The organism is Corallococcus sp. Z5C101001, assembly GCF_007352635.1.
Classification (GTDB): domain Bacteria; phylum Myxococcota; class Myxococcia; order Myxococcales; family Myxococcaceae; genus Corallococcus; species Corallococcus silvisoli.
In genome coordinates, this window is record NZ_VKLU01000005.1 from 752805 (window position 1) to 765819 (window position 13015).

Sequence of the window (13015 nt, forward strand, 5' to 3'; positions counted from 1 at the left end):
AAGGCCTCGCTAGGAAGCGGTCTTCTTCGCGGTGGGGCCCACGCGCGCGGCCACGTCGCCGAAGAGCGCCCGGGCATCCACGGCCGCGGCGCCGCTCTTCGCGAGCAGCGCGTTGACGGCGCGCACCAGCTTGGCGCGCACGCGAGGGGACAGCGGCTTGTCCTCGCGCGCGGCGGCGAGTTGCTGCGCGCTCAGCCCCCGGCCGCTGCGCGGCTTGCCCAACCCCAGCTCCGCGTACGACTTCTGCTGCGGCTCCTTGTCTCGGCGGCGCGTGGAGCGCTTGCGCTCGAGGACGCGGTCCTCCGACGTCTGGGCTTCGAGCTGCGCCGAGCGACGCAGCAAGAGCGCCGGGGAGATCTTCTGGTGTTCGAGGAACTGCTGGAAGGTACCCATGGGGGGCTCCGTGAGGAGAGGGGCGGAAGGGGTCGGGCTACTCATGGGCGTGGTCGTGAGCGCCCGACTCCTCGATGACGAGCGACACCGAGGAGAGGGTCGAGGGGCCGAAGGTGAGCGTGTGCGTGCCCACCTTGAGGGGCACGACGTGACGGCCTTGGATGTCCGAGCAGAGCGCGGAGCTGTTCGTGCTCTCCTCGAACTCCACCGGCGCGCCGCTGCCGTTGGTGACCTTCACCGGCACCGGGGCGCTGGTGAAGAGGACGTAGTCGGTGGCCTCGGCGACGGCGAAGGACACCGTGCCGCCCTTGCCTCCCGCGACGTCCACGAGCGCGATGTCGTAGCGCGTGTGGTTGTTGCTCACGGACGGGCCCTGGCCCGAGGCCGCCGCGGTGACGTTGACCGCCGGGCCCTTCTGGAGGTGCTCGCAGCCCTCCTCGTCGACGGAGCCTTCGTCTTCGGCGTCGGAACCACAACCCACGGCGAGGAGCGCGGTGGACAGCAACAGGGCGGACAGCAGCTTCTTCTTCATGATGGGAACTCCATGGACAAGGGATGGACTGCGGGAACTCCAGCCTCCGTGGGCGCACGGCGCACACCTCCCCGACAGGGAGGGTCCGCGAGGAACCGGACGGGACTGGAAGGCGGAGCCGCGAGGCGAAGCGCGCGAGGGTGCGTGGCCCGAGGCCTCCGCGTGCGCCCTCTCCGTCAGTGGACGGGAACGCGCACGCCGAAGCCACCGGAGGCCACGACACCTCCCGCCCCGTGGAGACACGCCGGGCGGAGACGACGGGCTTCGACGGCGGAGATCAGGTGCGCGGCGGTGATGACTTGGGCGCGAGTCTCAGCAGCGCGACGGGGGCCGCGTGGAAGCGGAACACCGCCAGCGCGGGGCTGGAGCGCGTGGAGACGGCGGCCACGACGGGCGCCGACCCGGCCGGAGGCGGGGCCTCGCGGCGGAAGAAGGCGTGGTGGCAGTGAGCCTCCGCACCATGGGGCGAAGCCTTCGCCACCGGCGCCCGCGCCACGCGCGCGTCGTCGAAGGAGACCTCCTCCTCCGGCGGGCCTTCGGACGCCGAGGCCTCGCTCACGTGCATCACGTCCCCGTGCTCCAGGCACGTCGTGTGCTGCACGAGCGCGAAGTGGAGCACGCTGCCCACGTACACCAGCACGCACACGAGCACCCACGGCAGCGCCAGCAGGCGCGACGGGGAGCGACTCGCATGGGTCGGGCGTTGAAGGCGGCTCACGTCCACTCAATCTCGAAAAAGCAACTGAGTTGTTTTAAGCGACCTCCCCGTCCGGGCGCAAGCGAGGACCCGGCACCGGGCGATGGGGCCCGAAGCCCGGAGTGGCGGGCGCCGCGCCCGTCCGCCTGGACGCTCCTCGGACGGGACGCGGCGGGGGACCGCCTGGGGAAGCGCCCGGCGAAGCGCGGGTTGTGGACCCACGAGCCCCAGGGGTCGTAGGTTCCGCGCGTGCACGAGCTCATGGATGTCCTGCGCAGGCAGGCACACTATTTTGGACCGGAGCTGGCGAAGACCGCCTACCAGCGCGGCCTCGCGGTGACGAAGCCGGATGGCAGCACCCAGCCCATCCCCATCACCGCCACGCCCGTCATCCTGGACGCGGCGGAGATCCAACGCCGCGCCCTCCTGTCCGCGAAGCTGGCCTCCGCCACGCTGAAGATGGCCCGCGCGGTGCTGGGCGGACCCGACGCCCACACGCTCCTGGGCAGCCTGTCGCCGCTGGAGCGCGCCCTGGCCGAGCGCACGTGGGAGGCGAGCCGCAAGCTCGTCACGACGCGCGTGGACTACTTCGTGTCCGGCGGCCAGCCGTGGGCGCTGGAGGTCAACGCCACCATCCCGGCCATGCAGGGCTATTCGGACATCGCGGCGCGCACCTTCATCGAGGTCGTGGCGCGGCACCTGCGCTACCCGGAAAAGGGGCTCGCGGCGCTGCTCACGCTCAACGGCAACAACGCGCTGGCGCTCTACCGCGCGCTCCTGGACGGCTACGCGGCCGAGCGCGACGGGAAGATGCCGGACACGGTGGCGCTGCTGTGCCGCAAGAACGACGCGCAGGTGACGGAGCTGCGCTGGCTGTGCGAACGCTTCCGCGAGTTCGGCGCGGACGCGGACATCGTGCACCCGGAGGACGTGTCCGGGGAGGACGCCTTCACGGCGAACAGCAAGAAGTACGACCTCGTCTACCGCCACCTGTTCGTGCGCCGTCTGGAGCAGTCCCCCGCTCCGTGGATGGAGGACTTCCTGGGCACGGTCCCCGGGAAGAAGGCCGTGTTCCTCAACCCGCCCGCCTCGCAGGTGGAGGTGAAGACGACGTTCGCGCTGCTGTCGCAGGCGGTGACGGACGCCGCGCTCGCCGAGCGCGCGGGCCTCACGCCGGAGGAGCTGGAGGCGGTGCGCGCGGCGGTGCCGTGGACGCGCCCCTTCCGCCACGGACCCGGCGTGGGTCCCGACGGCGCGCGCGTGGACGACATCGTGGCGCGCGTGGCCCAGGAGCCCGCGCGCTTCGTGCTCAAGCGCGCCTGGGACTACGGCGGCAAGGCGGTGTTCCTGGGCCGCTCGGTGGGCACGGTGCCCTACGAGGAGCGCGTCAAGGGCGCCTACGGTGAATCCAAGACGTGGGCCCAGCTGTGCGAGCACGCCGCCACGGACCCCCAGGGTGGCGGCTTCGTCGTCCAGGAGGTGGTGGACACGCAGCCGGAGGATCACCTGCTGTGCGGGCAGAACAGCGTGCTCCCCACGTCGTTCTTCGTGGACTACTCGGCCTATGCGTCCGTGGGGCTGGCGAAGCAGCCCGCGTGGGGCGGGGTGTGCCGTGGGTCCATGTCGGAGATCGTCAACATCGTGGGCGGCGGAGGCGTGCTGCCCCTCATCACGACGGAAGTCGCCTCGAAGCTTTTGCTGGCCTGGAAGGCGCTTTAAAGCGTCCTCCAGGGGTCCTCGTTAGACAGAGGCCGGGGCTCGGTGGGCCCGGTCCGAAAGGAAACGAAACACATGGCGTGGGAATCTTCGGGTGGGTGGCAGAGCGGCCGGGAGGCCGAGGTGGACTCGGTCCTGGTGCAGGAGTCGCAGCGCGCGTTCATGTCGCGCGTGCACGGCTGGATGTTCGCCGGCCTGGCGCTGACGGGCGTGATGGCGCTGCTGACGGTGACCAACCAGGCGCTGCTCCAGATCGCGTTGGAGTACCGGATGGGCCTCATCCTGGCGGAGCTGGGCCTGGTGATGGCGCTGTCGTTCCTGGCGCCCCGGCTGTCCGGCCCGGTGGCCGCGATGATGTTCCTGGGCTACTCGGCGATGAACGGCGTGACGCTGTCGGTGCTCTTCCTCATCTACACGGCGGGCTCGCTCGCCCAGGTGTTCTTCATCACGTCCGCGGTGTACGGCGCGATGGCCGTCTACGGCACCGTCACCAAGAAGGACCTGAGCGGCTGGGGCACGTTCCTCTTCATGGGCCTCATCGGCATCCTCGTCGCGGGCCTGGTGAACCTGTTCATCCGCAGCGACGCCGTGTCGTTCGTGACCGCCTGCGCGGGCGTGCTCGTGTTCGCCGGCCTCACCGCCTACGACACGCAGAAGCTGCGCGAGTACCACGCGGGCACCGGCTACCAGAGCACGGCGGCGGTGAGCATCGTGGGCGCGCTCACCCTCTACCTGGACTTCATCAACCTGTTCCTGTCGCTCGTGCGCCTGCTGGGCAAGCGCCGCTAAGTCACGGGCTCCAGGCTTCCCGAGGCGGGGCGCGAGGTGGCTCGAGAGCCGCCTTCAGCGCTCCGCCTTCTTGTTGAAGGGCATCAACAGCCGCTCCACGGGGCGGCCCTGCACCAGGTGCTCCTCGACGATGGTGGGCACGTCCTCCACCTTCACGCCGCCGTACCAGGTGCCCTCCGGGTAGACGACCACGGAGACGCCGAACGCGCAGGTGTCCACGCAGCCCGCCGCGTTGGCGCGCATCGTGCGCTTGAGCCCGCGCTTGTCGAGCTCCTCCTTGAAGGCCGCCCGGACCTCCTCTCCCCCCTTGGAGGCGCAGCACCCCTTCGGGTTCCCCTCCGGGCGACGGTTGGTGCAGACGAAGACATGGCGTTCAAAGGGAGGCGGCATGGTTCGCCTCCTAACGCGCCCGACCGTCGAAATCGATGCCCCCGTTCAGCGCCCGAGCCGTCAGGCCCCCTCCGCCCGGGCCCCCAGCCGCGCGAGCCAGGGAGTCCCCCTCCGCCCGGTGCACGGACTGACAGCAAACATCCGCGAGTGATCACGAGCGCTTGGCGTCCCCCTCTGGCGGTCCCCGTGGCGATGCAGGGTCATGACCCTACATCGCCAGCCACGGCAGCCGTTGCCACCTGGGAACCGGGTTCCTAGATCAGCCTTGGGTCAGGATCACACCCACTGCGCAGGAGAGCAGCGCCTCAGGGTCTTTCCAGTCCAAAGGCACACAAAATGAAGTGTGTACGTTGAAACCGGACACTAGATATAGGGGAGTCGGGGGATATTGACGGCCCCCCCCGGCGATCATATGGATCCGCCCGCCCGGCGGGTGGGCAGTCAGGCCCGGGCCCGGATTCCAGGGATGCGTCCACTGGTTTCCGCCCGCCCCGAACCATCCCAGCGCCGCCTTTCCTGTGTCCACGCGTGAGCAACGGATCCCTGGGATCTCGCGGCGTTGGCGTTTCCGCAAACTTTGCATCAGCACTCTCAGTGAATCTGGAGGTGGGCCTCATGGAGAAGGAACTGGGTGGCAAGCCGGTGGTGGGAGGCAAGGAGTCGCGGCGCGGGGGACGGGCGAAGGGGAAGGCCGCGACGACCACGACGGGGCTGAGCCTGGAGCGCTTCTTCACGACGCCGGGAGTGGATCCGGCGGACGAGCTGGCGTGGGAGTCCCGCGGCGCGAGCATCAAGGGCGAGGACGGCAAGGTCGTCTTCGACCAGAAGGACATCGAAGTCCCCAAGTCCTGGTCGATGCTGGCGACGAACGTCGTGGCGTCGAAGTACTTCCGGGGCACGCCTGGGACGCCGGACCGTGAGACGAGCGTGCGCAAGCTGGTGGCGCGCGTGGTGGACACCCTCGCCCGCTGGGGCGAGGACGGGCACTACTTCGCGTCGGAGGCGGACCGCGACACGTTCCACGCGGAGCTGACGCACCTGCTGCTGCGGCAGAAGGCGGCCTTCAATTCGCCCGTCTGGTTCAACGTGGGCGTGGAAGCGCACCCGCAGTGCTCGGCGTGCTTCATCAACAGCGTGGACGACAACATGGAGTCCATCCTGGGGCTGGCGCGCACGGAGGGGATGCTCTTCAAGTACGGCAGCGGCACGGGCTCCAACCTCTCCTCCATCCGCGGGAGCAAGGAGCTGCTGGCGGGCGGCGGCACCGCGTCCGGACCGGTGTCGTTCATGCGCGGCTTCGACGCGTTCGCGGGCGTCATCAAGAGCGGCGGCAAGACGCGGCGCGCGGCGAAGATGGTCATCCTCAACGCCGAGCACCCGGACATCCTCGAGTTCATCCGCTGCAAGTCGAACGAGGAGAAGAAGGCCTGGGCGCTCATCGAGGCCGGCTACGACCCCTCCTTCAACGGCGAGGCGTACGGGTCCGTGTTCTTCCAGAACTCGAACAACTCCGTGCGCGTCACCGACGACTTCATGAACGCGGTGGTGAATGACGGTCCGTGGCAGACGCGCGCGGTGCGCGACGGCCAGGTGGTGGAGACGTTCAAGGCGCGGGAGCTGTTCCGCGAGATCGCGGAGGCGGCGCACCTGTGCGGCGACCCCGGCCTCCAGTACGACACCACGGTGAACGCGTGGCACACGTGCTCCGGCACGGCGCGCATCAACGCGTCCAACCCCTGCTCCGAGTACATGTTCCTGGATGACTCGGCCTGCAACCTGGCGTCGCTGAACCTGATGCACTTCCGCACGCTGGAGGGCGGCTTCGACGTGGCCGCGTTCAAGCACGCGGTGTCGGTGGTGCTGCTGGCGCAGGAGATCATCGTCGGCTTCAGCCGCTATCCCACCGAGCGCATCGCGAAGAACAGCCACGACTACCGGCCGCTGGGCCTGGGGTACGCGAACCTGGGCGCACTGCTGATGGCGTCGGGCCTGCCGTACGACTCGCCCGCGGGCCGCAACTACGCGGCGGCCATCACGTCGCTGATGTGCGGCGAGGCGTACGCGACGAGCGCGCGCATCGCCCAGAAGCAGGGCGCGTTCGCGGGCTACGGCAACAACGCGGAGCCGATGCTGGGGGTCATCCGCAAGCACCGCAAGGCGGCGTACCAGCTGTCCCAGGACGGCGTGAGCGCGGAGCTGTACGCGGCGCAGAAGGCGTCGTGGGACGACGCGCTGGCGCACGGCACGGAGCACGGCTACCGCAACAGTCAGGTGACGGTGCTGGCCCCCACGGGCACCATCGGCTTCATGATGGACTGCGACACCACCGGCATCGAGCCGGACATCGCGCTCATCAAGTACAAGAAGCTGGTGGGCGGCGGCATGCTGAAGATCGTCAACCAGACGGTGCCGCTGGCCCTGGAGAAGCTGGGCTATGCGCAGACGCAGGCGCAGGACATCGTCGCGTACCTGGACAGGCAGGACACCATCGAGGGCGCGCCGCACCTGAAGCCGGAGCACCTGCCGGTGTTCGACTGCGCCTTCAAGCCGTCCAAGGGACAGCGCAGCATCCACTGGATGGGCCACATCGAGATGATGGCCGCGACGCAGCCGTTCCTCTCTGGCGCCATCTCGAAGACGGTCAACATGCCCAACGACGCCTCGGTGGAGGACATCGAGAAGGCGTACGTGGAGGCGTGGAAGAGCGGCCTGAAGGCCATCGCGGTCTACCGCGACGGGTGCAAGCGCACGCAGCCGCTCAACACGTCGCAGGACAAGGCCCCGGAGGCCCGCCGCGTGGCCGCCGAGCCCGCGCCCGCGGTGATGCCGGAGCCCAAGGCGCGCCGTCGCCGGCTGCCGGACGAGCGGCAGTCCATCACGCACAAGTTCTCCATCGGGGGCCACGAGGGCTACCTGACGGTGGGCATGTACGAGGACGGCGCGCCGGGCGAGCTGTTCGTGGTGATGGCGAAGGAGGGCTCGGTGGTCAGCGGGCTGATGGACAGCTTCGCCACCAGCGTGTCGCTGGCGCTCCAGTACGGCGTGCCGATGCAGGTGCTGGCCGACAAGTTCTGCCACACCCGCTACGAGCCGAGCGGCTTCACGGGCAACCCGGCCATCCCCATCGCCAAGTCCATCACGGACTACATCTTCCGGTGGCTGTCGTTGAAGTTCCTGCCCACCTCGCCGCGCGGCGACGAGGCGGAGGTGACGCCGGTGGAGGAGTCCCATCCGGAGCCGGTGACGCAAGCGGCGGTGCCGACGCAGGGGACGCTGCAGTTGTCCGCGATGAACTCGCGCAGCACGTACCTGAACCAGGCGGACGCCCCGCCCTGCCACACCTGCGGCGCCATCACCGTGCGCAGTGGCGCCTGCTACAAGTGCGCGAACTGCGGCACGACGAGCGGCTGCAGCTAGGCCGCGGCGGCGCGTTCAGGACGTAAGGAAGGGCTCCGGGGCGCAGGCTCCGGAGCCCTTCGTGCTTCAGGGGAAGCGGTGGAGGCGCGTGCAGATCTCCACCGCGCGCTCCGCGATGCGGCCCAGCTCCTCCAGCAGGGAGACCTCCAGGGGCGCGGGGCCGTGCTCGGCGACGAAGAAGGCCACGGGCTGGCCTCGCGCGTGGAGCGGGAAGACGAGCAGGTGTGACTCGGCTTCGCACAGCGCGGAGAAGATGGCCTCGTCCTGGGGACCCTGAGGGGCGCTGAAGACGCTGGGGCTGGGGCCCGTCAGCGCGGAGGCCAGGAGGGACGGCGCGTCCAGGTCCACCTTGAGCGCCGTGACTTCCGGACGGTCGCTGCCCGGCCCCCAGGCGCGGCCCACGCGCGCGAGCCCGAAGCTGTCGCCCAGCAGGAAGGCCCGGCGGAAGCGGCCCGCGCTGTAGGCCAGCAGCACCTTGCCCACCATGCCCTGGGAGTCCGCGGTGTCCAGCGCGGAGAGGACCTGCTCCGTCGTGACGACGGGGCCGTCCTGCGGAGTGTCCGAGGAGGCGCTGGCGGCGGCGAGCAGGGCCTGCGCGGGGTCGATCCGCGCGATGGCCTGCGGCTGCCACGGGTGTTGCATGAACTCCCACGCGGAGGCCAGGGCCACGCCGTCCTCCGAGGAGGCTGGCGCGGAGGCGGGAACCTCCAGGTCCACGACGCGGTCCACCCAGGTGGTGTCCGCGCTGTGGCCCACGCCGCCCTCCCCTTCCCCGCCGCCCTGCCAGCCCACGAACTCCCACGTGGAGGCGAGCTGCATGGGCTCCTCGGAGGGCGCGGGCAGGTCTTCGAGGGAGATGGGCGTGCGGTCACGGACCGGGGTCGACGGCGCGACCACGAGGCGCGGCTTCGGCGGGACCGGCGGCTCCTCGGCGTGCGGCTGCGCGTCCGTGACGCTGGCGGCGCCCATGGCTTCGGGAGCGGTGGGGAGCGTCGGGTCCGTGGACGGAGCAGCCTTCGCGGCGGGCTCTGGCGCGGCGCCGGAAGCGGGCTCGGAGTCCGAGATCAGCGCGACCTCGAACTCGGGGGGGATTTCGGTTCGCGGCGGTTCGGAAGCCGTCGAGGCCGGTGGTGCATCCGTGGGCTCGGCGGCGGTCTTCGGCGCGGCGGCGACCTGCCAGGCTTCGGAGGCTCCCGTGTCCGTGGACGGCGGAGGCGTGAGCTCTTCGGAGGCCCGGGGCGACTCTCCCACGAGGCTGAATTCGAGCGAGTCGGCTTCGGGGTCCTGCGCGGCGGTGGCGGCAATGACAGACACCGCCGGAACATCCGTGGGGGTCGGTGGATCCGACCGCTCCTGTTCGGAGGAGGACGGGAGAGCCGGGACGACAGGCTTCGCGGCTTCGACGAGCGCAGGCGCTTGCGGAGGAGCTTCGAGCGTACTCGCCTTCACTGGCTCGTCGTCCCGAGCGACGGCGGCCAACGGTGGTTCGTGACGAGGCGCTTCGGTGACAGGCGTGGCTGTCAGCGGCTCCTTCGGCCCGGCGGATGCCTCCAGCGAGGTGGGCTCGGGAGCAGCATCCCAGACAGGCTCGGCCTCCGGGATCGATGCCGTGGCGCGTAGTTCGTCCGACAGCACATCCGCGTCGCCGAGGATGTCCGCCACATCAGAAGCAGGTGACGACGGGGGTTCAGCCGACAGCACATCCAGGTCGCCGAGGATGTCCGCCACTTCGGAGGCAGGCGACGACGGGGTTTCGGCCGACAGCACATCCAGGTCGCCGAGGATGTCCGCCACTTCGGAGGCAGGCGACGACGGGGTTTCGGCCGACAGCACATCCAGGTCGCCGAGGATGTCCGCCACTTCGGAGGCAGGCGACGACGGGGTTTCGGCCGACAGCACATCCAGGTCGCCGAGGATGTCCGCCACTTCGGAGGCAGGCGACGACGGGGTTTCGGCCGACAGCACATCCAGGTCGCCGAGGATGTCCGCCACTTCGGAGGCAGGCGACGACGGGGTTTCGGCCGACAGCACATCCACGTCGCCGAGGATATCCGCCACCTCAGAGGCAGGTGACGACGGGGGTTCGGCCGACAACACATCCACGGCGCCGAGGATGTCCGCCACTTCAGAAGCAGGTGACGACGGGGGTTCGGCCGACAACACATCCACGGCGACGAGGATATCCGCCACTTCGGAGGCAGGCGACGACGGGGGTTCGGCCGACAGCACGTCCACGTCATCGAAAAGGTCCGATGCCACGGAGGCCGAGGGCTTGGGCGAATCCGCGGACATTGTGCCCGCATCACCGAGGCTGTCCGGCGCATCAGGCGCAAGGGCCTGATGCGGCTCGGCTGAAAGCACATCCATGTCTTCGAGGACGTCCGACACTTCGGAGGTGGATGCCTTGACCGGATCCGCGGACATCGCATCCACGGCTTCGAGGATGTCGTCGTCGGCGAGATCATCCCCGGTCAGGACCTCGGCCATCTCGGAGGCCTTCGCGGGTGTGACAGGCGGTGCTTCGGGTGTGGCCTCGAATGACTCGGGGCTCAGGATGTCATCGCCCTCGTCGAGAAGCTCGGCGTCCATCACCAGCTCGGACAACGACGGACCCTGCGCCGGGCGTGCAACCCCTTGCGTGGAGGCGACCGATTCGGGGGGGGATCCCGACTCCGCCACGAGACTTGGAGCGATGGGCGCGACCTGACTGGGATTGGATGCAATCGAAACCGCAGGCGTCGTCGTCGAGGGCGTTCGACCCGGAGCGGGGACAGCACCTTGCGCTGCAATCGCCCCCGTGGGCGCGCTGGCGGTTGGCGGGCTCGCCACGGGAGAACTGTTGGCCGGAACAGACGACCCATCCACGGAAGGCGCATCCGTGAACGCGTCCGCCCACTCCCCTCCCAGCTCCGACATGGGTGCGGCGGCTGGGACTTCAGGGGGCGGCTTCGTGCTCGGCCTGCTCTGGGGCGTGGAGGTCGAAGCTCCGGCCGCGACGACGTGAGTCGCAGCGAGCGCGTCGCTGGAGGCCACGGCGGGGACGCCCGAGGAGCCTCCCATCAGGGCATTCGTCACTCCAGAAGGGCGTCGAGCCGCGACAGGAGGGGTCCCGCCCGGAGGAGGAGCCGTGACGGGGTTTGCCGTGCCCGGAGAAGCAGCTCCAATCGCTGCCTGGGCCACGGACACCGGCGCACCCGCTGAAGGGGGGCTCGCCACGGCATGAGGTGCACCCGGGACCATCCCCGCTGGCATGTTCCCCGGGCTCGCGACGGGGCCTGCCACTCCAGGACGCGACTGAGCGACGGACATCGGGACACCGGCGGGAGGAACGGCGACTCCCGGCCCGGCCGCGCCAACAGCCACCGACGGCACGGCCCCAGACGGAGGCCCCTGGCGAGCCGGTGCGCCTGGAGGCGGCGCTCCACCCACCGTGGCGGGCCTTCCCGGCGTGGCATTCGGCGGAGCAGAGCCCGGGGCTCCTGGGGGGCCCACCGGACGCGCGCCGACAGGAGCACCGGCGGCTGGAACGCCCGTCATGGACGGAGGACGCGAGCCCGGAGGAACAGGCCCCGCACCGGTCGGTCCGGCCACCCCAGGTGGCGGTGCGCCCGGAGGAACAGGCCCCGCGCCGGCCGGTGCGGCCACCCCGGGAGGCGGTGTGCCAGGAACGGGCCGAGGCGCCATCCCCGGAGCCATGCCCGGCGGAGGACCCGCACGGACCATCCCCGGTGGCATCGGAGCACCCGGCGGAGGGCCCATCGGACGAGGCGCCGCGGGCCCAGGTCCACCCGGTGCGACAGGCCGCATTCCAGGAGGCGGTGCCTTCGCCACCGCGGGAATCCCCGTCGCCGAAGGCCGAACACCCGGAGGCACCACGGGCCCCGGCCCACCCCGCCCAATCATCCCGGGCGGCTGCGCTCCCGGTGCCCCCGGGGGAGGCATCGCGCGAGGGGGAACCGCAGGGCCAGGAGGAGGTCCCCCCGAAGGCGCACCCGCGACAGCACCTGGAGGCACCGCGCCCACTGGCGAAGGCGCAGCCCCGGAAGGCATCGCGCCGGGAGGCGTGAGCCCACCCGTTGGCGACGGCGCACCTGGAACAACTCCCGGAGGCATCATGCCCGTGGGCGCGACGCCACCCGCGACAGCTCCGGGCGTCACCGCCCCCACTGGCGAAGGAGCACCCGGCGCAGGCCCCGGAGGCACCGCTCCCTGCCGAGCCACCATCCCTGGAGGCTGTGTCGCCATGGGCGCACGAGGCGGCCCCGCGGGAGGAATCCCCGTCGGCCGCGCCACCTCCACGGGAGGCGCGGCCCGCACCACCTCCCCCATCACGATGTCCGGCAGCTCCTCGCCCACGATGGTCGCGTCGGCCAGGTCCGCCTCGGCCTCCTGATCATCCGAGTCATCACTGAGGAACTGTCCCGGCGCGAGCCCCCCGAACATCCCCGCGACCTCCGGCTCCGAGCGCACGGGCGCGGGAGGCGGCGGCACGGGCGGAGGCGGCACGACCACCGGAGCCACCGCGGCCAGGGGGGCCACCGTCGCCACCGACACGGACCGGCGCGCGGGCACGGGGATGGGCGCCTTCAACGGCCGCGTCGGCCGGTCGACGTCGTAGCGCTTCGACAGGTAGTGGAACAGCCGCAGCTCCGGCACGACGTACGGCACGATGCGCATGCCGGTGATGAACCCGAGCGCATCCGTCGTCTGGAGGTCCAGCGGGTTCGCCATCGCGACCTTCAGCCGCCGGCCCTCCACCGCGAGCGGGAACGCCTGATGCTTCTCCGCCTGGTCCGCCGTCAGCAGCTTCAGCGTCGCGTCGGTGACGGCGTCGAAGTCCGCCTCCATCGCCACGGGCAGCCGGGTCAGCTCCCCCAGCACCATGCCCACCGTCTCGATGTCCAGGAACCCCAGCTCCACGAGCCGCGAGCCCAGCCGGCCCCCGTGGACGAGCTGCGCGCTCATGCCCTGGTCGAGCTGCGCCTGCGTCAGGAGGCCCTTGCGGACCAGCGTCAATCCCAGCTTGTCGGCCATGTCGCGAGTGAGTCTAGACGGCTTCGCGACGCCAACAGAGGGTGCGC

8 protein-coding genes are annotated in these 13015 nt (G+C 70.6%); 3 read left to right on the forward strand and 5 right to left on the reverse strand.

Features of this window, described 5'->3' with window-relative positions; genetic code table 11:
• Positions 1 to 9 precede the first annotated feature (9 nt).
• The 3 genes from FOF48_RS13535 to FOF48_RS13545 form a co-directional block, all read right to left on the reverse strand.
• A complete protein-coding gene (locus FOF48_RS13535) occupies positions 10 to 393 on the reverse strand; it encodes a hypothetical protein (RefSeq protein ID WP_143901563.1) in 384 nt (127 codons plus the stop codon).
• A 37-nt stretch (positions 394 to 430) separates the two neighbouring features.
• Positions 431 to 925: a hypothetical protein gene (locus FOF48_RS13540; protein ID WP_143901565.1), complete on the reverse strand. Its 495-nt coding sequence runs from the start codon at positions 923 to 925 to the stop codon at positions 431 to 433.
• 277 nt (positions 926 to 1202) lie between these two features.
• Positions 1203 to 1643, reverse strand: coding sequence for a hypothetical protein (locus FOF48_RS13545; RefSeq protein ID WP_143901567.1), 441 nt, complete (start codon positions 1641 to 1643; stop codon positions 1203 to 1205).
• A 240-nt stretch (positions 1644 to 1883) separates the two neighbouring features.
• Here FOF48_RS13545 and FOF48_RS13550 point away from each other — a divergent pair, with 240 nt between their 5' ends.
• Both FOF48_RS13550 and FOF48_RS13555 read left to right on the forward strand, forming a co-directional pair.
• Positions 1884 to 3341: a hypothetical protein gene (locus FOF48_RS13550; RefSeq protein ID WP_370456584.1), complete on the forward strand. Its 1458-nt coding sequence runs from the start codon at positions 1884 to 1886 to the stop codon at positions 3339 to 3341.
• A gap of 72 nt (positions 3342 to 3413) precedes the next feature.
• Positions 3414 to 4127 (forward strand): Bax inhibitor-1/YccA family protein, encoded by a 714-nt coding sequence (locus FOF48_RS13555; protein WP_143901571.1) that lies wholly within the window; start codon positions 3414 to 3416, stop codon positions 4125 to 4127.
• A gap of 54 nt (positions 4128 to 4181) precedes the next feature.
• Here FOF48_RS13555 and FOF48_RS13560 read toward each other — a convergent pair whose 3' ends face one another.
• Positions 4182 to 4517, reverse strand: coding sequence for a ferredoxin (locus FOF48_RS13560; RefSeq protein WP_143901573.1), 336 nt, complete (start codon positions 4515 to 4517; stop codon positions 4182 to 4184).
• A 615-nt stretch (positions 4518 to 5132) separates the two neighbouring features.
• Between FOF48_RS13560 and FOF48_RS13565 the strand changes: the two genes are divergently transcribed.
• The gene (locus FOF48_RS13565) at positions 5133 to 7934 is read left to right on the forward strand and encodes a vitamin B12-dependent ribonucleotide reductase (protein ID WP_143901575.1); all 2802 of its coding nucleotides are present in this window, start codon (positions 5133 to 5135) and stop codon (positions 7932 to 7934) included.
• 66 nt (positions 7935 to 8000) lie between these two features.
• Here FOF48_RS13565 and FOF48_RS13570 read toward each other — a convergent pair whose 3' ends face one another.
• Positions 8001 to 12968: a hypothetical protein gene (locus FOF48_RS13570; protein WP_143901577.1), complete on the reverse strand. Its 4968-nt coding sequence runs from the start codon at positions 12966 to 12968 to the stop codon at positions 8001 to 8003.
• Positions 12969 to 13015 lie beyond the last annotated feature (47 nt).